Source organism: Nocardia jiangxiensis NBRC 101359 (genome assembly GCF_000308615.1).
Taxonomy (GTDB): domain Bacteria; phylum Actinomycetota; class Actinomycetes; order Mycobacteriales; family Mycobacteriaceae; genus Nocardia; species Nocardia jiangxiensis.
Genome location: NZ_BAGB01000173.1, coordinates 150,432 through 174,562, shown reverse-complemented (window position 1 = coordinate 174,562; position 24,131 = coordinate 150,432). Strand labels below are relative to the sequence as shown.

At 66.1% G+C, this 24,131-nt stretch carries 13 protein-coding genes; 5 read left to right on the top strand and 8 right to left on the bottom strand.

The window, feature by feature from the left end; genetic code table 11:
• Positions 1-96 precede the first annotated feature (96 nt).
• Positions 97-963, bottom strand: coding sequence for a helix-turn-helix domain-containing protein (locus ON40_RS46265; RefSeq protein ID WP_051194618.1), 867 nt, complete (start codon positions 961-963; stop codon positions 97-99).
• Between the two features lie 101 nt (positions 964-1,064).
• Here ON40_RS46265 and ON40_RS46260 point away from each other — a divergent pair, with 101 nt between their 5' ends.
• Genes ON40_RS46260 through ON40_RS46250 form a run of 3 tightly spaced genes read left to right on the top strand, consistent with a single transcriptional unit; the run spans position 1,065 to position 3,336 of the window.
• A complete protein-coding gene (locus ON40_RS46260) occupies positions 1,065-2,108 on the top strand; it encodes a zinc-binding dehydrogenase (protein ID WP_040832296.1) in 1,044 nt (347 codons plus the stop codon).
• Positions 2,105-2,521 carry a nuclear transport factor 2 family protein gene (locus ON40_RS46255; RefSeq protein ID WP_040832294.1) on the top strand — a complete coding sequence of 139 codons (417 nt, stop codon included), beginning with the start codon at positions 2,105-2,107 and terminating at the stop codon, positions 2,519-2,521. The genes ON40_RS46260 and ON40_RS46255 overlap by 4 nt, the downstream gene beginning before the upstream one ends.
• On the top strand, positions 2,518-3,336 hold the full coding sequence (locus ON40_RS46250) for an SDR family NAD(P)-dependent oxidoreductase (RefSeq protein ID WP_040832293.1): 819 nt from the start codon (positions 2,518-2,520) through the stop codon (positions 3,334-3,336). The genes ON40_RS46255 and ON40_RS46250 overlap by 4 nt, the downstream gene beginning before the upstream one ends.
• A gap of 14 nt (positions 3,337-3,350) precedes the next feature.
• Here the strand turns inward: ON40_RS46250 and ON40_RS46245 are convergent, their stop codons facing one another.
• The 7 genes from ON40_RS46245 to ON40_RS46215 form a co-directional block, all read right to left on the bottom strand.
• A complete protein-coding gene (locus ON40_RS46245) occupies positions 3,351-3,974 on the bottom strand; it encodes a response regulator (protein ID WP_218009007.1) in 624 nt (207 codons plus the stop codon).
• A 50-nt stretch (positions 3,975-4,024) separates the two neighbouring features.
• Entirely contained in the window at positions 4,025-5,353 is a 1,329-nt protein-coding gene (locus ON40_RS46240; RefSeq protein WP_040832377.1) for a sensor histidine kinase, read from the bottom strand.
• Between the two features lie 85 nt (positions 5,354-5,438).
• A complete protein-coding gene (locus tag ON40_RS46235; RefSeq protein WP_040832289.1) occupies positions 5,439-6,284 on the bottom strand; it encodes an ABC-2 transporter permease family protein in 846 nt (281 codons plus the stop codon).
• Complete coding sequence (locus ON40_RS46230) at positions 6,281-7,216, bottom strand: ABC transporter ATP-binding protein (RefSeq protein WP_040832288.1); 936 nt, start codon at positions 7,214-7,216, stop codon at positions 6,281-6,283. The genes ON40_RS46235 and ON40_RS46230 overlap by 4 nt, the downstream gene beginning before the upstream one ends.
• Positions 7,217-7,564: 348 nt before the next feature.
• The gene (locus ON40_RS46225) at positions 7,565-20,752 is read right to left on the bottom strand and encodes a WXG100-like domain-containing protein (RefSeq protein ID WP_040832287.1); all 13,188 of its coding nucleotides are present in this window, start codon (positions 20,750-20,752) and stop codon (positions 7,565-7,567) included.
• A 3-nt stretch (positions 20,753-20,755) separates the two neighbouring features.
• The gene (locus ON40_RS53650; protein WP_040832286.1) at positions 20,756-20,968 is read right to left on the bottom strand and encodes a hypothetical protein; all 213 of its coding nucleotides are present in this window, start codon (positions 20,966-20,968) and stop codon (positions 20,756-20,758) included.
• Between the two features lie 318 nt (positions 20,969-21,286).
• The gene (locus ON40_RS46215) at positions 21,287-22,234 is read right to left on the bottom strand and encodes a LysR family transcriptional regulator (protein ID WP_051194609.1); all 948 of its coding nucleotides are present in this window, start codon (positions 22,232-22,234) and stop codon (positions 21,287-21,289) included.
• A 93-nt stretch (positions 22,235-22,327) separates the two neighbouring features.
• On the opposite strand from ON40_RS46215, the gene ON40_RS46210 reads away from it, so the two are divergent.
• A complete protein-coding gene (locus tag ON40_RS46210) occupies positions 22,328-23,083 on the top strand; it encodes an amino acid ABC transporter ATP-binding protein (protein WP_040832284.1) in 756 nt (251 codons plus the stop codon).
• 87 nt (positions 23,084-23,170) lie between these two features.
• Entirely contained in the window at positions 23,171-24,118 is a 948-nt protein-coding gene (locus ON40_RS46205) for a glutamate ABC transporter substrate-binding protein (RefSeq protein ID WP_040832283.1), read from the top strand.
• Positions 24,119-24,131: the final 13 nt, after the last annotated feature.

Genomic DNA, 24,131 nt, shown 5'->3' with positions numbered 1-24,131 from the left:
ACGGGCGGGTCTCCCGAGCGGCATCGTCGCCGGAAAGGCGAACAACAGCAGCGAGCGTGCTCATCCCCGGGCAGCGGACGACCCGCCCGTGCCGCGCTACGAACAGTCGACCGCGGCAGTGGCTTTCGTCAACCGCTGCCCGATCGCATCGATCTGCACGGCGTTCAGGGCGCACAACGGGTGGACGCCGACGATCAGCCGCACCCTCTGCCGGTCGTCGAGTACCGGGGCCGCGATGGTGACGACGGGGCGGGTCTCCCGAGCGGGGTCGTCGTCGGAAAGGTAACCGACAGTGGCGAATTCGGCGAGCAGTTGTTCGAGGGTCCGGCGTATGTGCGGCGGCAGGCCCGCACCGAGCATGGTGCCCGCCAGTTGCGCGTGTTGCGCCAGAGCCGGTGTGGTCCAGTCGATGTCGAATCCACGTTCGCGGGTACGGGTGAGAATTCCGTGCAGACGCCCTTCGACTTCCGGGTCGGTCGAGGCGGCACGGTGGATCCATGCCCGCTGCTGGTCGAGGGTGTCCCAGGCGGCGAAGGCGACGCCGAACGGCGGCGCGTACGGGATGCGATCGCCGGGGATGCCCGCGGGGTGGCGCGGATCGCCGCCTTCGATCGCGGTCATCACCAACGCGTCATCGATCCGCTCGACCACCGAGGTCGGATAGCCGACGTCGCGATGGACCACGGCCGCCGCGGCGCGCGCCGACCGGGTCAGCGGACGCGCGGCATCCAGGCGCGCGGCCACCACCGCCGCGGCGGGCCCGAGCGAGAAGGACTTGTCGACCGGATCACGTTCCGCCCAACCGCGATCGCGCAACGTGGTCAGGATCGCGTGCGCGGTCGCCTGCGTCAGCCCCAACTCGCTCACGATATCGGAAAAGCGTAGTCGCGTCTCCTCGGCCCGCGCGAGCAGCTCGATCACGTCGAGCGCGCGAGCGGTGGGGGCGGATGTCGCTCCGGAGATCTTGACTCCTACTGGTGAGAATCCTACTCTCGTTTCGAATATCGGAAATCTTATCTCGAATATTCGAGGTTCTGCAAGCGAGGGAGCAGCCGGTGCGCGCAGTGGTATTACGGCGGGGGCGGCTCGAAGTCCGACAGACGCCGGATCCGGTACCCGGACCGGGCGAGTTGCTGCTGAAGACATCGAGCACGGCGATCTGCGCCTCGGATGTGCATTTCATCGACCACCCGGAGCTGGGCGCCGACGATCCGACCGGCCGCTCCCTGTACGACGCGGACCGCGATATCGTCCTCGGGCACGAGTTCGTCGGTGAAGTCCTCGCCCACGGACCGGGCTGCTCCGACCGGTTCCCGATCGGCGCCCGGGTCACTTCGATTCCCACTCGCCTGGTGAACGGCGGCGGCGACGGTACCCGGATCATCGGCCAGCACCCCTTGGCGCAGGGCAGCTTCGGCGAGTTGGTCGTCGTCGCCGAAGTGGTCGCACGGCAAGTGGACGGTGCGGTGTCCAGCGATGCGGTGGCGCTGACCGACGCGTTCGCGGTGGGCGAGTTCTACGTGCGATCAGCGAACGTGCAGCCCGATGAGATCCCGATCGTCATCGGAGCCGGTGCGATCGGGCTGTCAGCGGTGGCCGCCCTCGCCGCGCGCGGGGTGAGCCCGATCATCGTGTCGGACTACAACAGTGCCCGCCGCGATCTGGCATCCGACGCCTTCGGCGCGCACGTTCTCCTCGACCCCGCCGTCGACTCACCGTTCGACGTGTGGCGCCAGGTCAGAGCCGAGAACGACATGTGGGGTGCGGCCGTCGTATTCGAATGCGTCGGCGCCCCGGGCCTGCTGCAGCACCTCGTCGACAGCGCGGATATGGGCACCCGCCTGTACTGCGCGGGCGGCTGGTACACCGGCGACACCTTGGATGTCACCGCCGCGACGCGACAGGGCGTCACCATCCAGTTCGGCGGCGGACCGATGCCGCAGGACTGGTACGGCACCCTCGAAGCCATCGTCACCGGCCGACTCGACCCGACACCCAGCATCGGAGCCACCATCGGCCTCGACGAGGTCCCCGAAGCACTCGACCAGGCACGCGGATCCGCAGGTCCGGCCCGCATCATCGTCCACCCGAACGGAGCCCCCGCATGAGCGAATACGAAGACCGCCAAGATATTTCGGAGGTGCTGGTGCGATATTCGACGGGCATCGACCGTCGTGACTGGGCGCTGTTCCGCACCGTGTTCACCGAGGACTGCGAACTGGACTACGGGCAGATCGGCAGCTGGCGCGGCGTCGACGCGGTCACCGAATTCATGCGGACCTCGCACGCTGAGGCCGGGCACACCCTGCATCGGCTCACCAATCAGGCGATCACGCCGGACGGCGACGTCGCTGAGGCCCGCACCTATGTCGACGGCCTGATCATGGCCTCCGACAACAACTCCGGAGTCAACGCCGTCGGCTACTACGACGACCGGCTCACCCGCACACCGGACGGCTGGCGCATCGCCCGACGGCGCTTCACCGTCGTGCGGATCAGTACCGTGGGAGGCGCGGCATGAGTTTCGCCGACAGCTACGGCCCCTGGGCACTCGTCGCCGGAGCCTCCGACGGCGTCGGTGCGGCCTTCGCCGAACGACTCGCCGAACACGGCATCAACCTCGTCCTGCTCGCCCGACGCCAGACCGTCCTGGACGAACTCGCAGCCGGAATCACCGATCGCACCGGAGTCGAAACACGCACCCTCGCAGTCGATCTCACCGAGCCGAATGCGGCCGAGACCATCATCGCCGCCACCACGGACCTGGAAATCGGCTTCCTCACCTACTGCGCCGGCGCCGACTCCCGATTCGAACCGTTCCTGTCCGCACCGATCGCCGCCGCCGAAGCGATGCTGCACCGCAACTGCACGGTGCCGATGCAGCTGTGCCACCATTTCGCCGCAGGTATGGTCGACCGCGGCCGCGGCGGGATCGTGCTGTTCGGCTCCGGCGCCGGATTCGCCGGCGCGCCCAACATGGTCGCCTACGGCGCGACCAAAGCCTTCGACATGGTCTTCGCCGAAGCCCTGTGGGCCGAACTGCACGACAAGGGAATCGACGTCCTCGGCCTCATCCTCGGCAAAACCGACACCCCGTCCCTGCGCCGCCTCGAACACGCTCGCGGACAACTGGATTCCGAAGACGACAGCCCATCCGACGCGGCATCGATCAGCGAGGTCATCGAGGAAGCGTTCGCCAACCTCACCAACGGCCCCACCCTCATGGTCGGCGAACAGATGCGCACCGTCTACCGGATGCTGGGCACCCTCACCCGCAACCAGACGGTCGAGATGATGGCTCAGGCCGTCCAAGCGACCATGGGTGACGATCGCTGACCACCGACATGCGCTCAGCTCGGCGAATTGGGTTGGGTCAGACCGAGATCGTAGGCGATGATGACCGCTTGAATACGGTCGCGGGCACCGAGTTTGGACAGCACCCGGCCCACATGGGTCTTGACGGTGGATTCCGACAGCACCAGACGTTCGGCGATCTCGCCGTTGGTCCAGCCGTGGCCGATGGCGACGAGGATCTCGCGCTCGCGGTCGGTGAGGGACAGCCAGCGCGGGTCGTCACCGCCGGGCGGTCCGGGCGGGCCCGCGGGCAGGTGCTGGGCGTAGGTGTCGAGCAGGCGGCGGGTGAGGGTGGGAGCGATGACCGCGTCCCCTCCGGCTACCGCGCGAATTCCGGCCAGAAGTTCCTCGGGGTGCGCATCCTTGAGCAGGAAGCCACTCGCCCCGGCACGCAGTGCGGCATAGGCGTATTCGTCGAGATCGAAGGTGGTCATCACCAGGATGCGCGAGCGTCCCCCGGCGGCCACGATGCGGCGGGTGGCCTCGATACCGTCCATACCGGGCATCCGGATGTCCATGAGTACGACGTCGGGGCGCAGTTCCGCCGCGGCGCGCACGGCCTCGGCCCCGTGCGCGGCCTCGCCGAGCACCTCGGTCTCGGGCGCGGCCTCGAGCAGCATGCGCAGGCCGTATCGCTGCAGCGGCTGGTCGTCGACGATCAGGACGGTGGTCACGGTTGTCCGCCTGCGGAATTCGGGAGCGGGGGGTTGTCGGTGAGGTCGAGAATAGCCTCCACGTCCCAGCCGCCGCCGGAGGTGGGGCCCGCGGTGACGGTGCCGCCGTACAGTGCGGCGCGCTCCCGCATCCCCGCCAGCCCGTGCCCCTCTCCGGGGGAGGCCGATACCGTGGAGCCATCGCGTCGTCCGTTGTCGCGCACGCGGATCCGCAGCTGCCCGGCGTCCGCACCGACCGTGACATCGGCCCGGCTACCGGGGCCGACGTGTTTGAGCGTATTGGTCAGAGCTTCCTGCACGATGCGGTACGCCATCAACTGCATACCCCGATCGAGGCCGTCCAATGCGCCGCCGCTGTGATAGACGACCTCCGTCCCGGCCGCTCGCACCCGGGCGAACAACGTCTCGAGGTCGGCGATGCCGGGTTGCGGTTCGAGTTCGGGGGCCTCGGCGTGTTCGGTGCCGCGCTCCCGCAGAACGCCGAGCATGCGACGCAGTTCGCCCAGCGCCTGACGCCCGGCGTCACCGATCAGCAGCAGCGCCTCCCGGCCTCGCGCCGGATCGGTCTCGGCGGCATAGGCGCCCCCGTCGGCCACGGTGATGATGACCGACAGGTTGTGCCCGATGATGTCGTGCATCTCCCGCGCCACCCGGGTGCGTTCGGTGGCGGCGGCAAGTCTGCTGCGCTGGTCGCGCTCGACTTCCAGTTGAGCGGCACGCTCACGCAACGCGACGAGTTGAGCCCGGCGCGAACGCACGACCAGTCCCAGCGCGACGGCCGCCGTCACGGCACTGAGCAGGAAGAACAGCACCTCCCAGCGCAACGCTCCACTGGCGACCCGGAACGAGAGCGGCACCATGACCGCGGCCGCCGCGACACACGCCCACAACACCCGATCCGGGCGGGCCCGCAGCGCCACGCTGTACAGCGCGATCAACAGTGCGGCATCGGCGCGCAGACCCGCACCCAGCAACCACTGCACCAGAAATACCGCGGCCATCACGCCGAACGCGAGCGTCGGCGCGCGACGTCGCCACAACAGCGGCAGCAGCAACCCGGCCTGAAGTAGCAGACTGACCGGTGCGGGCAGCTGGGTGAGCACGACCTGCGGATCGTGCGGGCCGCCGGAATGCGCGGGCCGCCACAGATCCGGTCCGCCGAACAGCAGGAAGACCACCGCGGTCACGGCGGCGTCGAATATCCACGGATGCGCCCGGTCCACGCGCAGCAGGCGCTGCCGCACTCGGGCGCACCGCTCGATCACCGGCGCGGCGAATCCCGGCAGCGACCGGGCGGCGATCCCGGCTGTCGGGTCGGTGCCCATCGATGTCACCTGCCCATCGTGTCCGATGACCACCCGAATCGCGGCACCGGGACCACGCCCGCTGCCGCGATTCGCCGAGTTGCCCTCACGCGTCGGTACGCGCCAGACGGTATGCGGCGCCGGCCAGCGCCAGGACCGTCCACCCGAGGAAGATCAGCAGTCCGGCCGTCGGCGACAACGTGCTCGCGTCGTGGTGCAGCGCGAACATCGCCTGCCCGGCATTACTGGGCAGATACGGGCTCACGTGGTTCTGCCAGCTGTGCGGCAGCAGCGAAACCAGGCTCGGAATCAGCAGCAGCGCACCGATCAGCACCGCGACACTCCCCGCCACCGACCGCATCAGCACGCCCAGCGCCGCCCCGATGACACCGACGAGTGCGAGATACAGCCCCGCACCCAGCAGGCTGCGCAGCACACCCGCATCCGTGATCGACTGCGCCGCAGGGGTTCCGGCGACGATGCTCCGGCCGATCAAGTAGGTGACGAATGCGCCGACCGTCCCGACGACCAGTGCCACCGCGCCGAAAACGGCTGCCTTGGACCACAATACGGGCAGCCGACGCGGAACCGCGGCGAGCGTGGAGCGGATCATGCCGGTCGAATACTCCCCCGCGACGACCAGCACACCGAGCACCCCCAGCGCCAGTTCCGCGAAATTGATCCCGAACAGCGACAGACTCAACGCGGTCGAACCGACCCACTGCGTATCGAGCGTCTGCCCCGAGTTCACCTTCGACTTGTACTGGACCGCGGCGATCACGCCGAAGCCCACCAGGAACAGCAGCCCCAGCGCCAGCGTGATCCAGGTGGAACGCAGCGACCAGAGTTTCGTCCACTCCGACCGCAGCACCCGCGCCGCGGTGACGCGGTAGACGGGACGGGCGGACCGCGCGGATGTCGGCGCGGGAGCCTGTGTGACGGTCGTGGTCATGCTGCCCTCCCGAGGGTTTCGATATCGGTGTTGCCGTGGTACTCGACCGAGTCCCGGGTCAGGTCCATGAACGCCTGTTCCAGCGAGACGGTCCGCGCGGTCAGTTCGTACAGTGCGATTCCGTGCTCGGCGGCCGTGGATCCGATTGCGCGCGTGGACAATCCGCTCACCTGCAGGGTCTCCGAACCGGATCGTCCGGTGATCCGCACACTCGGCCCGGCCAGCACCTCGCGCAACCGCACCGGATCCGCGCTCGCGACGGTGACCGTATCGCCACCGGCCTGGCGGACCAGATCCGCCACGGTGGTGTCCGCGAGCAGTCTGCCACGGCCGACGATGATGAGATGCTCTGCGACCAAAGCCATCTCGCTCATCAGATGCGAGGATACGAAGACCGTGCGCCCCTCGTCGGCGAGCGTGGTGAGCAGGTTGCGGATCCACAGCACACCTTCGGGATCCAGACCGTTCACCGGCTCGTCGAGCATGACGGTCTCCGGATCGCCCAGCAGCGCCGCGGCGATGCCCAACCGCTGCCCCATGCCGAGCGAGAAACCACCGGCGCGCTTACCGGCCACCGCCTCCAGCCCGGTCAGCTCGATCACCTCCGCCACGCGCCGACGAGATATTCCGTGCGTCTGCGCTTGTGCCAGTAGATGATTGAACGCCGACCGGCCCGGATGGATCGATCGAGCCTCCAGCAATGCGCCGACTTCCTGCAGTGGCGCACGATGTTCCGCGTAGCGGCGGCCGTTCACCGTGACCGTTCCCTCGCTCGGCGCGTCGAGTCCGACGATCATCCGCATCGTGGTGGATTTCCCGGCGCCGTTCGGTCCCAGAAATCCGGTCACCACCCCCGGCCGGACGGTGAAATCCAGTCCGTCCACCGCCGTCTTCTCCCCGTACCTCTTGGTGAGCCGATCTGCCTCGATCATCACTCGTCCCTGTGTTCACGCGGTCCGGCCGATCCGGCTCGCCTCCATATCCCAAGGTAGGAGCGCTGCGACTGCGATCGGTGGTACCGCGGCAGGAATTCCGGGCGGGGCGTGGTACCGCGGTACGACATGGGCTGCACGGGGCCGATGTGCGTCCGGCAGAGCGGATGGGCTCGGCGTTGCACTCGGCTGTGCGGGTATCGCAGTCGCCGATCAGCCGTGGTCGCGGGTCAGCGGATCACCGGTCGATCGTCCTCGCCGATCAGCCGTCGATGGTCGCCGGTCAACCGTGGTCGCAGGGCAATCATGATCGCCGGTCAGCCGTAGTTGCCGGTCAACCGTGGCCGATCAATCGTGATCGTCGGTCAGTCGTGATCGTCGGTCAATCGTGGCCGGGGATCGTTGTGGTCTCTGCCAGTTGTCGTCGTCGATATCGGGGCGCGCGCCGATGCGGGCGTTCCTCGGGAATTCGGGGATGGTTTCGTCGCGCAGGCGCACGGGACGGCTGATGACGCCCTCGCCTGTGTACAGGATGGCGTGGACGCTGGCGGGGGTGCGCTGGCCAGGGAGTGTGTGGGTGTGGTCGGTGGTGTCGTGGACGAAGGTGGTGCCGTTGCGGTCGAACATTCGGTATGCGTATGCGCCGACACCGTTGGCGTCGCCGGTGGGGTGCACGGCGACGACGAGAGCCTGGGCTCCGGGTCCCAGAAGCTCGAGTTGGCGGGAGATTCGGTGGTCGTCCGGGTAGCCGCGGAGTCTGCCGCCCGCGGCTCGCTCCACGTCCCGGCGCGAGCGACCGGTCAAGGGTGCGGGCTGCTTCGGCGGGCGGATGACGGTGCTTCCGGTGTCGCGCTGAATACCGCTGAGCGCGTCGGCGACGGTGTCCGAAGGTGTGCGGATCCGCCGGGTGGTCAGGCTCTCGAAGTTCGTTACCGACGTGCGCGGAGTTGCGCCGTCACCCTGCGTGGTGCCGGTGGAAGTCGTTGTGCGGCTACGGAACCGACTCAGCGGGCGACGGAAAATGTCACGCAGATGCCGGTGCGGTGCGTGCCCGACCGAACGAGGGTCCACCCCGGCGGTCGTGTCGCCGGAGGTTTCGCGGCCGTGCAGTCGGGAAACGAGGCGTCGAAGGCGCTGCAAGGGTGTGCGCGAGTTCGAGGCCCGCTTCGGCGAGCCGCTGGCGTGTAGTGCTCCGTCCGTCCGAGCTGTTGCGTGGGAGCGCAACGATGCGTCGTCAGTGTGCAGGAATCTGCCATCGGTGCCCAATGGTGCGTCGTCAGTGCGCACGGATCTGCCGTCAGCGCGCAATGGTCTACGATCGGCGCCCAACAAGCTGTCATCGGTGCGCAAGCGTGCACCTTCAATGCGCAGCGATCTACCGTAAGTGCCCAACGATCCACCATCGATGCCCAACGGCCTGCCATCAGAGCGCAGCAATCTGGCGTCGTTGCCCAAAGGTCTGCCGTCCGCGACCAACTGTGTGTCATCGGTGCGTAGGGCTGCATCGTCGGTGCGCAGCGATCTGCCATCGGTGCCCAGCGAGCTGTCCTCGATGCCCGACGGTTCATTGTCGATGCGCAAGGGTGTGCCATCTGTGTGCAGCGATCTGCCGTTGGTGCCGAATGGTCTGCCTTCCGTAGGCAACGGTGTGTCATCGGTGTGCCGCAGTGCATCATCGGTGCGGACTTCCGTACTTCCGTCGGACATGGGTCTCATGTCAGATGCGGGGATCGTCGGATCTGTGATGTCTCGGCTTTCTGGTTCGGAGGGCACCACCGTGACGTCGAGCAAGTCCGACAAACGGGGGTCCTGACCGAGCGATGTCTCGGCGGGAAGTAGCGAGAACGAGCGCAGTCCGGTGACCGGGCTCGGGGATATGTGGTCCCACCCTCGCAGAGTCCGGCGGCGCGGTAGCGGCGACATCGTATGGGTGATCGACTCGTTCGATACGGGCGAGGATCGTCTGAACGAATCCCACTGGTTCCGGCTGCCGTTCCAGTCCCGGGACAACGGGAACGCTTGAACGGCAGCACTATCAGCGGTGCGCAGTTCTTCCCGCATCCGATCTCCGGACGTCCGCGGCTCGGTGGCCGTGATCGGCTCGAATACCGGGTGCGATGGGGGCGTTTCCTGGGACAGCACCGCGGAGTCGGCCGGGACCATCGATTTTTCGTGTCCCGCATCGTCGTCATCGCTGTCGAAGCGGAGCGCGGACCGGATGTCTTCCAGAGCCAGCGGTTTGGCGGGGAGCACTGATTCCGCGCCCGGCAGCGGAGTGGACTCGGCTGCGTCCGACAGCGCGGATTCGCTCGGACGCAGAGAGAACGGCCGATCCACCACATCGGTCACCTCGGATTCGTCGTCGCGCACCGGCTCGATCCGAGGGTCGGACTTCTCCTGCATTTTGTCGGAAACGGTTATGTCGGTTCGGGTTTCGTCGTCACTCTGTTGCCGCGGCGGCGGTTCGCTGCTGATCACCGGCCGCTGCAATGCCGGGGACCGCTCAGCGCCGCCAGTCGAATTCGGGTCGGCATCGGTTCGATTCACCTCCGATGCGGTCGGCAGCTCGCTCCCCATCCGGAACGGTATGTCGAACTCATGGCCGTCTCCACCGACTGTCGAATGCAGCGGGCCGTCCGGCGGGGACGGCCGCACGCCTCGATCGTCGTTGCCGTACACCGAGCTGTCGTCGGAGAGATCCGAATCATCCTGCCGCACAGAGGCAAACCGAACAGTGCCCGTCGGCGAAGGAGGCGACATGGCGCTCGAATCGAACGACTGGGACTCGGTCCAGTCCTCTCCGCCGGATACCAACCTGTTGCCGGATTGGGCCGAATCTTCTTGCCGCACAGGTGCGAACACGGCTGTGCCGGTGGGCGAGGGAGGCGGCGTGGGACTCGGATCGAACGACTTCTCGACCGGATCGGTGTCGAGCGACCCGTCGTCCTCGAGCGACTTGCTTTCCACCACAGGGGCCGGGGCGTGCGGCGCGCTGCTGTCGGTTGCCGACGAACGGTCGGACAGCGACAGGTCCGGGTCGTGGGTTGTCGCCGGGTCCTCGGTCAGGCCGGGGGTGCGGACGACCGTGACAGCAGAGTCGGTGAGGACTTGCTCGAGGGTGAGCGATACCGGTTGGTCCGTGGCGTCGTGCATCTCACCGGGCCACGAATCGGCCGGCGGGAGCCAGATGTAGCGTGCCCCGGACTCATCACCCAGGACCACGATTCCTGTTGTCTGCGGCGACGATTCGCGGTAGGAACGCGGGGTGTGCTGCTGGACGGCGGGGCCGAGCAGATCGTCGAGTTCATCCCAGTCTCGGACCGGTGGATGCGTCGACTGCAACGTGGCGTCCGCCGCGCGGGGAGCCGAGCCGGGCGTGTGGTCTCCGGTGGGTACGGCGAGGTAGTAGTGACTGCCGTGCACGAGGGTCGTCGCATCCGGTGTGGCGGAGGTGTTTTCGCCGAGAGTCCATCCGCCTGTCGCCCGGAGCTCGTCGTTCTGGACTCGCAGCGTCAGCCCGCGACGTGCCAGGACAGCTGTGGCCGCCTGCGGGACGAGGTGACTGACCGCATTGCGCCACACCCGCCGATTCGTGATCGCCTCGATCTGCTCGTAGAAGCGATCTCGAAGCCGCACAGTGTTTCTGGCCCGCAGCAGAGCCCGAAGTTCCGTGCGTTCGAGGTCCCTGGCACCGGGCACCTCCGCGGCGGACAGGATGGTGTGGAAGGACCTGAAGTAGGTGTCGGGGTCGGCGCGCATTTCATGCGCGACCTCCGCACGCAGGCCACGGATCCGCCGGTCGAGTTCGGCCGCCGTTGCGGGCGGATCATCGTGGTAGACAACGCGTTCCATGGCATAGAAGTAGCAGTCGCCGTCCGGCGGCATCGACTCCCACACATGTCCCGCAGGCGCGGGGATTCTGCCTACCGTGCCCGACCGCAGACCTGGACGCCGTACGTCGCCCGATGCCGGAGCTGGGTGGTGGTCACCACTTTCCGTCTCGATGCCCTTGGCTCCCGACTTCGCTTCGGCGGCTTTGGTTTTGGCCTCAGCGTCACTCTTGTCTCTCGCCTCACCTTCAGCCCTGGTCCGCGCCTGAGCCTCCGACCTGGCCCGAGCCTCAGCCTCCGCCTTCGCCCTGGCTTCAGCCTCCGACTCAGCCCGCGCCTCAACTTCCGACCTAGCCTTCGCCTCGGTCTCCGACTTGGCCTCCGTCTTCGCTCTGGCATCAGCCTGTGACTTGGCCCGCGCTTCAGCTTCCGCCTTAGCCCTCAACTCGGCTTCAGTCCTGGCCTTCGCCCCAGCCTCCGATTTGGTCTCGGTCTCGGTGTCGGGTTTGGCCTCGGAGTCCGACTTTTTCGAAATGAACTCGGGGTCTTCGGGTTCCGTGCTGTCGTCGTGGTCGGATGACTTATTGGGAGGGGTATCGGTCTCCTGCTGTTCTTCGCGGGTATCCAAGTCCTCTTTGGTCAACCGGTCTTCCACGGGCGGTACCGGACGGAGTTCCAGGCCCGGCGGCGTCTCGGTGGTGCGGATCAGCGCATCACCGGAAACCCAGAGGGTGCCCTTGGGACCGCGCACTTCGATCTTCGCGAGAGCGCGCAGACGATGGCCGATAGTGCCGACGGTATCGCCGCCTTCCTCGGGAGCGGGCCCCTCCATGGGCGTGCCGAAACGCAGGAGTTCGCGACGGTTCGACGTGATGACGTTGAATTGACCGGCGCCGGCGTGCTCACCGGTGAGCGGAATCGTGAACGCGCCACGGTCGTTGCCCTCCCCGGTGTAGGGGCTGCTGAGGCTGAAATTGGCGGTGGTGTTGATCGAGTTGTCGGCCTCGGTCTCGAATCCGTCACCCGCCCACCAGATGTCGTCGATCGCGATGTCTTTGCCGGACTTCTCGATCTGGGGTGAGTAGAGCGTGATTTTGACGGAGGTGGGTCCGGCGTGGTCGCCGTCCGGTTGGGCCGGTCCGGACAGGACCGCTTCCCGCTGTGAGCGGGTGTTGAGGAAAGGTGCGGTGGCGGCGGGACCGAGGAGGGTCAGGCGGTTGCTCTCGACGAGCGTGGTCAGGCGGATGAACATGCCCTCCGAGGAACGATTCGACACCATCCGGTCATCGATGTCGAGGGAGGGGTCGACCTGGCGCAGAGCCTGCGCCAATTCCGGCACACCTTCGAATTCGTAGATCTCGATGCCGCGAGTGGGCACCCAGGTCGGCCCGGACAGCAGTTTCTGTACGGCGGGCGCGACCTCCATCTCGATGACGGCGTCGCCCTCGGTCGAGGCCGGGGGGCGGATCGAAGGATCGGATCGGTAGAGGCCGGGCTCGGGAAGTTCGGCGAGAGTGTCGGCCTCCGGAGTCTCGGAGGTGTTGAACCGGATGAGGGTGCCTGCTTTCAGGCTCTTCCGGGATTCCGTCGTCGGCGCGGCCAATCCGGCCAGGTCCGAAAGTTGCAGTGGCGGAAGGAGTCCGATTCCGCCTCCGGCCATGGCGAAGCCACTGATGCCGCGCCGCACCAGCATTGCCAGTCGCGCCTCCGCCAGAGGACGTTTGCGGATTTCCACCACGTACTCGTGCGGAACGGGGAATTCGCTGGTATTGCCGAAACTGCGCTGCCACGCGCGACGTTCCCGACTGGAGGTCTGGATTTCGGTCAGATTGCTCTGACGCTGCACGGAGAGGTCGAATTTGGGCCGGTGACCACCGTGCTGTCCGCTGAGTGTGAAGTCGATCTGGTGCCCGCGCTTGCGGGAGTCCGACATACGGGTGGCCCCCGGCACCTCCAGGGCTGCGCCGTCACCATTGGAGTGGCCGAAGATATTGTCCACGCCCGAGGTGCTGGTGACCCGCTTCCCGCGGATCGTGCTCAGATCGACGGACGGGTCTGGACGAGCCGAGAACGTGACCTCCACCAGATGCGGATCGAACGGTCGAGTGCGGTCGATCAGGTGGAAGGCGGTGCGGCCGTCGGGTCCGGCGTTGGGCAGCGTGCGCAGGGCCAGCGTGGTGGTGTGCTCGTTGATCCGGGTCTCCACCCCGGCCAGGTAGTTGGCCGAGCCGGGCTTGGTGATCCCGGGGGCGTACTTCTCCACGAGTTCGAGCGCGAGCTTCTGATAGGCGTCCCGGCCGCCTTCGACCTCGACGTTGGTCACCGCGCCGTACCCGATCCGCTTTCCCTTCACATAGGCGATCGGAAGTCCGCGGTCGGGCGGATTCGCCTCGGCGATATCGCCGTACTCCTGTCCGAACCCGGCCTCGAGGTTGGAATCGTTGACCAGGGCGAGCAGATCGGGGTTGTTCTGCAGGTCGTTGTCGACGAGCAGGAACTCCACGGCGTCGGGCATATCCACGACGCGGGTGCGGTCGATGTGCGGCCCGCCCGCGATCAGGCCGCGGGCGAGATTGCGAACGCCGACACGGACATTGACGAGGTAGTGCGCATCCGCGACGAACCAGTGGACAGGGGTGGTGTCCTCGGTGGTGACGCGGAATACGGCGGAGTTGTCGTTGACGGTGTCACTGTGCGAATAACTGGTGCTGTAATGGTATGCGGCACCGGGGATTACGTTGCGGTCGACCTTGCCGACCGATTCGGTCAGAGACGCGCCCCACTGGTGACCGAGCTGATTGGTGTCGGTGTGCCCGGCACCGTTCACGGACTGCAGCCAGCGCTCGGCGTCCATCTTCGGCGGCCGCGGCCGCACCCTGACATTCGTGAGATAACCGGTCGTCTTGACGGTGATGTCGGTGCCGGCCAACGTACCCGGCGTCGAGGCCCCTTCGACGGCGACGTAGGAGTCGCGGAAGATCCGCGGCGCATCGGCATTCATATGATACGGCGACAGCCCGGTATGGATGGCTTCGTGCGCCATCGACTCCGGATTCGTGGCGGGCTCACCGACGGCATTGCGCCAGAGCCACCGACCCACTCGATATCCCATATCACCCGCCTGCCCCACCGCCCAGTGAGTCGAACTCTGTAGGAAATCGCGCACCTGAGGCCAGGTGAGCGCCGGTTCCGATCCCTCGCCCGCCGTGTCGTCGTCGAGCGGGAAGGTGCCGGGCATCGGCCGGTTGTCGGCTTCGGCAATCTCGTGTTCCTGCGAATCGTCGTGTCCCGCATCGCGAAGATCCACCTCGTGCCCGTTATCGCTGGAGTCATCGTGCAGATCTATTTCGTGCCATTCGTCGTGCCCGTCCCGCGACTCGGGTGGGGTGAAGGTGATCCGCGGGACCTCGCGAGGGCGGAAGCTCCCGCCGAAGCCCGGAGCTGGGGCGTCGTCCTCGAAGTCGAAATCGAATGCTGGGAAGGCTCTCCCGGTGGCCGGGTCCACGAACGACAGCTCGAATTCTTCGGAATCGTCAGGGAAGGTACGGATGATCCGCGGAACGACGGCGTCCTCCTCCGGCGACGGATCATCCGGAATTGATTCCAATTCCGGAGACGTCTCCTCGGAGCGCTCCGAGGACGTGGAGGAGGCGGCTTCCTGCTCGAGCTCCAGTGCGATGTCATCGATGAGATCGAATGCGGCCCTGCGAACTTCCCTGCTCCCGCCGACCCGATCGTAGATGGTGGTGTCCGGGGGACGAAATACGTTGTCCTCGAGGCTGCGTCCCGCAGACGGGAGCGCCAGACGCCGGGCATCCTCGTCCTCGAACTCACGGAATGTCGGTACCGGCATCTCGTCGAACTTCTCGGTGTGCGTGCGGTAGGTGGGCACGGCCAGGCGAACATCGCCGTCCCGGACGAGGTCGTCCGGTGCGGAACCGTGGCTGTAGGTCAGCACGATCCGGTGCCGGACCGGCACGCCGAAGATCTGGGTGCCGTTCTCGGTGGGACTGAGCGTGTAGTACTCGTGACCTGTCCCGGAATTCGAGTCCCGGATCTCGGATTTTCCTCCCGACAGAGTGTAATCGGGCGTGAAGCCCTGAAACAAGAGCCGGGCCTTCTCGTCGAACGGACTGGTGACCGAGAAGTTGCCGCCTACATTCCACGCGGCCGGCGTCTTGGAGAACTGCTCGTCCCCGGGGATCGTGGAACCGCTGTAATTCAATGTCTGAACCTTCGGAAGCGTCCACTCGTGGGATACGCCTTCGTGGGGGTCGTCCGAGAGATAGCGCCGTTCGGTGATCAGGAATACCGAGATTCGCTTGGTACCAGTCGAAGTGGGTAGTTCGAACCAGGTGGGCGCGCCACCGTCCCAGGTGGGCTTGCCATCCTTCCCGATTCGCTCGCCGCCCTCGATCGCCTCGTCCAGCCCGCCGCGCAGCCCGAGCTGATTGCTCATCTGCTCGAATTTGCGAAGGTTGTCCAAGCGTTCGGTGTGCGTGGATTCCAGAGTGGTCTTGTCCGACAGCCAGCCCAGTTTGTTCTGCCCCCAGCTCGGCGCATCGCGATCGGGCGGGAAGAAGCCGAGGCCGGACATCCATTTCTTCACCTCGGCGAACAGCGGTTTCGCCCCGTGCACGGCGAGCGGCGTCGTGGATACACCGAGCTGGCGCAGATGAAGAATCTCGGAAGGCAGGTACAGCGGCGCGGCGGGCGCGTGCCCGAACGTCTCCAGCGAGGGCACCAGCATGTTCACCGGATAGTCGTGCCCGCCCGCCAGCGCTGTGCCCGGAGCCGGGTCGACGGCACGACTGTTGGGACGAATCAGCTTGACGTGCACGGTCATCTGGGGCGTCACGTGCAGAAGGGGCTCGCCGGTGCGCAGCGAATGTGCGATGCGCGCACTGCCGCCGTAGCTGAGGGTATGGCTGAACTTCTGGGATGCGCCGCCCTTGATGGTGAACTGCCCGCCGAGCGACTGGATTCCGGTGCTGGGATCCTTCTCTTTACCACCGAAACCGAAACCGAGCGAGGGATTGAAACCGAGCGAGTTGGCGGTCACGGAACTGCCCTGCATGCCCAGCGAGCGCAGGACGAAGGATTCGAGCACGGATTTCTCCGTGGTCGGTCCGGTGATTTCTTCCCCGCCGTGCAATACGACGCTGATCTGCAACGCGCCGATCGTCTTGCCCGAGGAGGTGTAGAAGGTCGGCGAAATGATCGTGCTCTCGTCCTTCTCCTTCTCGTCGCCCGTTGTCGCCACCTCGTCGCCCGTCTTCTCCGTCTCGTCGGCGGACGGCAGATCGTCGGGTGTGCGCGCGGCAGCGGTGATCAGACTGCGAAAATTCCCCTCGCCGAAGAATTCACGAAATTTCGCCATGGAGTTGTCCGACATACCGCTCAGATCCGCGCGAAACGACGACATGACATCGGCCATGATCCGAGAGTGATTCGGAATAGTGACCGGACCGTAGAGATGGAACTCCCCCACGGCACGGCTCATCGGAGCGGGTACCGTGCTGGCGATCTTTTCGTTCACCATCGGGATCGCACCGACCTTGAGATAATTGGGGAACCAGACCAGCATATTGTTCGGCGGATCGCCGGCCATTCCCTTCGCCGGATCGCTCACCGTGGGATACCACACCCGGTCCGACGGAGTCGGTGACAACGAATCGGCCAGGCTGTCACCGTGACTCAATTCCCAGGTCATCGCGTAATCGAACGGCCAGGAGCGGCCCTTGCTGCGGATGATGACCATCGGCTGCACGGTCGAGGTCACCGTGACGGAGGTGGATACCTGATTGTTGACCAGGTCCAATTCCCCGCCGAGGGCGACGTAGGTCAATGCACCATGGTCCGCGGGAAAGGTGTGATTGTAGGCATACGAAAAAGCTCGATAATCGCCGTTGCTGCTGGTGTCGGCAGACGACACGATACCGAAGGCCCACTGCTGAATACCCACCGGCGGCCCGTCGGACAGCGGTGCGATCTGCTCCTTCGAAGGTCCGAGCGCGCGCAGCGAAACCCGCAGCGAGATCGGATACCGACTGCCCCGATACTTCACCCGCAGCGGCATCCCCGTGGCGCTCATCAACTGCGGCCACACACTGGCGTCACTGGAGAGTAGACGTTGAGTCAGCACCCGACGCACGGATTCACGGAACTTCTCGTCCACACCCCGATCACCCTCGACCATATGGAATATCTGCTCGTGCAGCCATTCCACCGTTTCCTGCGGAATCGGAACGATATTTGTCAGGTCCTTCGCCCCATCACGCTGGGAGCCGAATTCCCGCACCGCAACGGGAAGGTCGTCACCCGAGGGCGTGATCACAATTTTGGGGATATCCCAGGGTAGCTCGGCCTCCTCTTCATGTACCGGCTCCTGTTCCAACTTCTCTTTCGGCTCCAGCTCCTTCTGCGACTCTGGTTCCTTCTCCGGTTCCGGCTTCTTCTTCGGCTCCGGCTTCTTCTGCGACTCCAGTTTCTTCTTCGGCTCCGGCTGCTCCTTCCGGTCCGGTTCCTTCTCCGACTGCTTCTTCAACTCCGGATCCTGCCGCTGCGTGCTCGTTACATCGGACTTGACCTCGGACGCGGTCGAATCCTCGGGTGGCGCTGGTGAATCCAGGTCTTCTGCAACACGAACGGCCTTGTCGGACAGGAGCGGCGACTCCTTCTCGGAATTCGATCGGCCATCCGTTTGCTGGCGATTCAGTTCCGCCGCAATGGTTTCGGGCTTCTCCTCGCCGTCGAGACGCCCGACAGTGCTGTCCTGTTCCAGCGGAGGATCTCCTGGCCTGCGCTCGGCAATATCGTCACCGTCGGTCCGCCGGTGTGTGCCGATGCGGACCGCGCCGAAACGCTCGGCACGGCTCGTGCGCTGCTCGGGCAGCAGATGCGGTACGCCGCGCTCGGTGTACAGGATCGCGTGGGTGGAGCGGATGTCCGACGACGTCCGCGAATGCCGTTGCCCGGTGGCAGGATCGACGACCCGTATCTCGCCGCCGCTGTTGTGCATCAGGTAGGCGTGCGCGCCGACACCGTACCGGTCCGTGCGACCGCGGTAAGCGTCCACGACGAGTGCGACGGAGCCTGGACCGAGGTCCAGCAGATGGTCACCGATGCTGTCGTGGTCGTCGAAGGGATGTAGTGGCGCACCGGCGGCGTGTTCGAGTTCCAGCGCGCTCATACCGCTGCGCCCGACCCTGTCCTGCGGCACCCGGGCGACGGTGCTGCCGGTCAGCTCGACGATCTTCGCCAGCGCCAGCGGTCCACAGGCGTTGAGATTCGCGGCACCGTCGTCGTCCGGTGACCGCAACTGGTGATCGGGGTCTGCCGGAAGGTGGTGCACCAGCGCAAGTTCCGGCGTCGACAACCGGTCCGCACTATCGTGAAGGCTCGATCCGACCTTCGGATCCTTTGTCTCCGAGTCGTTTCCATCACCCGCAAGACCCGCCCGTCGCGAGTTGTCGACGAAATCGGACGTGCGACTTCCACCGAGCGACGGCCCCGAATCATCGTGCTTCCCCGTCAGGGAGCGGGTGATTTCGGTGGACTCGGCAGTCTGATCCGACACCCGCACTGCCGGAGCCGATTTCAGTACGGACTCGGCCAGAGGGCTGGTCGCGCGCATCGAGTCGACCGGCTGCGGGCGTGCTTGCAAGGTAGCCACCGGCGCTCTGCGCACCGACGACCCGTCCCCACCGTTCGCGGAGGAGATATTCGCCCGCGACTCGCCCCGAAGCCTCGAAATGGCAGACTCACGTGAAGTGCTCGAAATCCCCCCGTTAGGTAGGGATTTCGCTGAGCGATCCCCCGAAGTCTCCTCGACCTCCGACGCGCGCATGGACGACGCCCGGGACAGCACATCCCCATCATCGATCGAGCGTGAGGATACTGACACCTGCGACGAGATCTCGCTGCCGGTCCCGCCGCGTGAGGAGGTTGTCTCGTCGACGTTCTCCGACCGCGCGAACCCCGGCTCCTGCGGCAACATCTCGTCAACACGCCGGCTGTCTCCGGACAACGGCGGTTGCGAACGCGCCTCATCGAGGCTCGCACGAGACCCGGAGACCCGCGACGGCTGCGGCGTCTCATCCACACTCCGACTACGTTCGGACAACGGCGGCTGCAAACGCGCCTCATCCACGCCCGCACGAGGCGCGGACACACGCGACTGCCGCGACCCCTCATCAACACTCCGGCTGCGTCCCGCCAACGGCGGCTGCGAACGCGCCTCGTCAATGCCTGTACGAGACGCGGACACCCGCGACTGTGGCAACGTCGCATCGACACTTCGGCCACGTCCGAACGGCGACGTCTGCGAGCGCGTCGCACCGATGCTCGTACGCGATCCAGAAACCGTTGTCTTCGTGGATGTTTCGTCGCTACCACCGGAGCGCCGCGGCACCGCCGCATTACGAGTACTCGTCGAAGGGGAGAATTCCGACGACTTCGGCTGCGTCGCGGAAACCCTTCCCGAGTGCGCGACCTCGGCAATACTGGCACTACTCGCCGAACGTGCGGACATCGCAGAAGCCGGTCGCGTCCGGTCGGCTCCTTCCGGCTCGAGTGTGCGCGAAAACGCCGCAGTCGCGAATCGCGACCGATCACCCGCGCCGGGACCAGGCTCGGAGTCCGGACCACCGGAGCGTCCCGCTACGAGTGCGCCACCACCCCATTTCTCTTCTCCGCCCGACAAATCCGACAGACTCCCCGCCGGATCGTCACCCTTCGGGAAACTTCCGTCCGAGAACCCACCGCCCAAAGACAGTGAGTTCAAACGGGTTTGAGTGGCATGCCCGATGACCCCGTGCACACCACCGACCAAACCACCGCCGACACCACCCAGCAGCGCTGCGGGATCGAATTCCCACTCCCCGGTGATCACACCATTGGCCACGATCCCGGCTCCGGCTCCGGCCAGCCCCGCGGGCACGGCCGAGGCCACCGCGATACCACTGGACTTCCACCAGGTCATCGAATCGCGGCCGACCCAATTCCCCAGTCCCGCACCGAGATAATGCCCCACCGGAGTCGCAACACCAGCTGAGATTCCGGCCACCGCCGCAGTGGTGATCGTCTGCTTCCAATCGATCCCGCTGCGATGCCCCTTGTTCTTCTGGTACTCCTGAATGGCCAGGTCCTGCACGAAACCGATACCGGCCTGCTCGACGACCTCGATCGCCGCCAGCTTCCACAACGGCATCTCCGCGACCCGCGCCGCATGCGCGATCAACCGGTTCGTCAGCGCACGACCGACGATCTGCAGGATCCCGGCGCCCTCGGCCTCGATCGCGGGCACCGCGAAGGCGCCCCACAGCGTCGCCAGCGCCCACGCGATCTCCGCGGCCATGATCGCCAGCGTGCTGATGACCTGCAGCTTCGTATATTCGATCTGAGTGCCGCAGTCCTGCACGCTGTCGCCGATCTGCTGCAGATTCTTCGCGATCGCATCCACCGACTGATCACCGGACAGCAACGCCTCGAACTGGGATGCCATCTGCTCGCGTCCACTGCCCGAATAGTTGTCCAGCGCGGTGTCGCATGCGGCCTGCACCGCCGAGATCAGGTTCTGCAGATCCGTTGCCGCGGTGTGCCAGTCCTGTGCCAACGCGAACAGCTTGTCCTCGTCACCTTCGGGCCACGCCGTACCGGCCAGATAACCGAGCCAGCGCAGGCCCTGGGGCATCTCCAGCGACATCGGTCACATCTCGACAGGACGTGTCCGCCACGAACCGAACCCGGCGCTCCTGCCGAGGCGCTCACCTCGGACACCGAAGCCATTGCTGCCGAACACCATCGAAAGATCACCCTCCTTCGGCCCCGGCGGTGCCCCCTGGATCGGTCGACCGGGTCGCAGCGAGTTGCGCGAGATGGTCAGCCAGTTACGCCTGGATGACCAGAAGATGATCTTCATGCAAATTATTTGGGGCGTCAGCAGTCTCGATCACCGTGAGTCGAATCCTCAACAGCGACAACGTGATGCGAGACCGACACCTCTACCACACACTCCGAACGGCGGACATGAAGAGCGAATGCGTCTGCAATGCAACTCAATTGGCGACATCAGGCAAGCGCCCCGGCCACCGAGATCGCCGACGACGCACCTTGTCGACAGCCCCTCGCGATCGATCCCGGCCACGCCCGGATGCATGAGCCGAGGCCGTGCGAAACACGCTCTACCGGTTACAACCGGACACCAACAACGTGATCGTCGCGCAAATACCTTGGAACGTCAGCAGTCTCGATCGGGCTGAGTCGAATCCCCGGAGACCTCGACAGCCGCCCCCAACCCCAACGCACTCGCCGCCGATCCGAGCGCGGACAGCATCGCGGAGACCTGCGCCGACTTCAGCAGATCCGGCCACAGCATCGCGTAGATGTGCCGAGTCGGCCACCCGCGCAGCGGCCGGGCGACGACCTGGGGGTGCGTATGCGCGGCGATGCCGAGTTCGTTCATGATCGCCAGCCCGATCCGATGCGCCACCAGGGAGTGGATCGTGAGCTGATCATCCGAGGTCGCGGCGATTCGCGGGGTGAAACCGGCCTCCCGGCACGCGGCCAGGAAGCGGGTGCGGACGGTCTCCAGAATCCAGCGCTCCCCGGCGAGTTCGTCGAGCGAGACCGAGGCCGCGTTCGCCGCGGGATGATCGGCTGGCAGCAGGACACAGCGGTGGTCGCTCAGCAGCGGAATGCGTTGCAGCCGTGGATCGGGCGGGTTCTCCGCGTCGTCCAGATCACAGACCACCGCGAGGTCCACCTCACCGCTGAGCACCAGCCGATGCGAGATCGCGCACTCGGTCTGGGTCAGCACGACCTCGAGTTCGGGATGGGTGCGCCGCAACCTGGCCAATGCCGAGGGCACCAGGCCGACACAGCCGCTCTGGAAGGCGGACATCCGCACCTGTCCCCCACCCTCCGACACCAGCGAGGCCAGTTCGTTCTGCGCGGTACGCAGTGTGGCAAGGACTGTTTCGGCGTGCCGCGCGAGTGCCGCGCCGACGGGAGTCAGCCGCACCCGCCGCCCGTACCGGCTGGTGAGTGGCGCTCCGACAGCGCGTTCCAGGGTGCGCATCTGGTAGCTGACGGCGGGCTGGGTGTAACCGAGCGCGTCCGCCGCGGCGGTGAAGGTGCCACTCCGGGCGACCTCGACCAGGACCTGAAGCTGCCGCGGGTCGTACATCGGCCCAGGCTAAGCGGATACATAAACAAATTCCACACGAAGGTGACGAAACCTTCATTGGACCTATGGATTCCGGCTCGTCATGCTTTTCCCATGCCTGCCGATTCCGCATCACACCCGCTGCTCCGCCTCGCCGGAGTCGACAAATCGTTCGGGGCGCATCAGGTGCTCCACGGCATCGATCTCGAGGTGCGCGCCGGTGAGGTGGTCGTGCTGCTCGGCGCGTCCGGGTCCGGTAAGTCGACGTTGATCCGCTGCGTGAACCGACTGGAGACGATCGACTCCGGGGAGATCCAGCTGGACGGTGTCCCGATGCCGCTGGAAGGACGCGAGCTGGCGCGGATGCGGGCGCAGGTGGGCATGGTGTTCCAGTCCTTCAACCTCTTCGGGCACAAGACGGTACTGGAGAACATCACCCTGGCCCCGGTGCGCGTGAGGGGCGTACCGGCGCGCCAGGCACTGGAGCGTGCGCACGAACTTTTGGCCCGCGTCGGCCTGGCCGACAAGGCATCTGCCTATCCCGCACAACTGTCCGGCGGCCAGCAGCAGCGGGTGGCGATCGCCCGCGCACTGGCCATGGATCCCCGGGTACTGCTGTTCGACGAGCCGACCTCCGCGCTGGACCCCGAGATGACCAACGAGGTCCTTGACGTGATGAGCGAACTGGCGACCGAAGGGATGACGATGCTCGTGGTCACCCACGAGATGGGCTTCGCCCGTCGCGTCGCAGATCGGGTGGTGTTCCTCGATGCGGGACGGATCGTGGAATCCGCGCCGCCGCAGGACTTCTTCGCCGGACCGCGCACCGACCGCGCCCGCGACTTCCTGTCCAAAATCCTCACGCACTGAAATTCTCACCCGCTGAACATATTTCGCCCGCCGAAACAGATTTCGCCTGTTTCGGCCATCCCGTCGAACCGTCGAAAGAGCACGCTCATGAGCACGTCCGTGCCGCGCCGCGCACTGCCCGCCGCGATCCTGGCCACCGCCACCGCCCTATTGATGACCGCCTGCGGATCATCCTCCCTGCCGGCGGTCAACGGCCCCGGCGGCGCCTCGGATTCGGGCGCATACCAACGCGTCCTGGACAAGGCGCCGGTCGCCGATCCCGCGGAGATCCCCGAGGGCAGCCTGATGGCGACGATCAAGGCGCGCGGGCAGCTCATCGTGGGCGGAACCGATACCGCGGCGGTGTTCTCCCTCACCGACCCGATGACCGGTAAGACGAGCGGCTTCGATGCCGGTCTGGCCGCGATGCTCGCGAAGTACATCACCGGCCGGACCAATATGAAATTGGTGCAGGTCCAGGTCGCCAATCGGGAGGCACTGCTGCAGAACGGCGCTGTGGACACGGTTTTCGCGACCTACACCATCAATGCCAAACGCGCGCAGGTGGTCGGCTTCGCCGGTCCGTACTACTCCTCGGGCGATGCGATCCTGGTGAAGAAGGCGGACAACTCGATCACGAAGGTCGCCGATCTGAACGCCAGGAAGGTCTGCACCGAGTCCAGTTCCACTGCCGCACAGGATGTCAAGGAACATGCGCCCTCGGCGGAGCTGGTGCTGTTCGACACCAATTCCGAGTGCGTGCAGGCCGTTCAACAGGGCCGCGCCGATGCGTACGTGCTGGATCAGGCGATTCTGCTGGGCGATGCGTACCGGGAGCCGGACAAGGTGAAGGTGGTCGGCCAGCCGTTCACCACCGAGCCCTACGGCATCGGCCTGTCGCTGAACCACCCCGAGATGAAGACCTTCGTGAACAACTGGCTGAAGAAGATCGAAGCCGACGGCGAGTGGGCGGCCCTGTGGCAGGCCACCGTCGGCGCGGTCCTGCCCGGCCCGGTTCCCGCGCCGCCCGCCATCGGCTCGGTCGCGGGCAGCTGACCGGCGAAATCCC

Bases quoted from the DNA above. Each gene is read 5' to 3' on its own strand.
- ON40_RS53650 (WP_040832286.1), bottom strand. From the start codon at position 20,968: ATGAAGATCATCTTCTGGTCATCCAGGCGTAACTGGCTGACCATCTCG.
- ON40_RS46255 (WP_040832294.1), top strand. From the start codon at position 2,105: ATGAGCGAATACGAAGACCGCCAAGATATTTCGGAGGTGCTGGTGCGA.
- ON40_RS46225 (WP_040832287.1), bottom strand. From the start codon at position 20,752: ATGTCGCTGGAGATGCCCCAGGGCCTGCGCTGGCTCGGTTATCTGGCC.
- ON40_RS46210 (WP_040832284.1), top strand. From the start codon at position 22,328: ATGCCTGCCGATTCCGCATCACACCCGCTGCTCCGCCTCGCCGGAGTC.
- ON40_RS46205 (WP_040832283.1), top strand. From the start codon at position 23,171: ATGAGCACGTCCGTGCCGCGCCGCGCACTGCCCGCCGCGATCCTGGCC.
- ON40_RS46230 (WP_040832288.1), bottom strand. From the start codon at position 7,216: ATGATCGAGGCAGATCGGCTCACCAAGAGGTACGGGGAGAAGACGGCG.
- ON40_RS46235 (WP_040832289.1), bottom strand. From the start codon at position 6,284: ATGACCACGACCGTCACACAGGCTCCCGCGCCGACATCCGCGCGGTCC.
- ON40_RS46240 (WP_040832377.1), bottom strand. From the start codon at position 5,353: ATGGGCACCGACCCGACAGCCGGGATCGCCGCCCGGTCGCTGCCGGGA.
- ON40_RS46250 (WP_040832293.1), top strand. From the start codon at position 2,518: ATGAGTTTCGCCGACAGCTACGGCCCCTGGGCACTCGTCGCCGGAGCC.
- ON40_RS46215 (WP_051194609.1), bottom strand. From the start codon at position 22,234: ATGTACGACCCGCGGCAGCTTCAGGTCCTGGTCGAGGTCGCCCGGAGT.
- ON40_RS46245 (WP_218009007.1), bottom strand. From the start codon at position 3,974: ATGCTGCTCGAGGCCGCGCCCGAGACCGAGGTGCTCGGCGAGGCCGCG.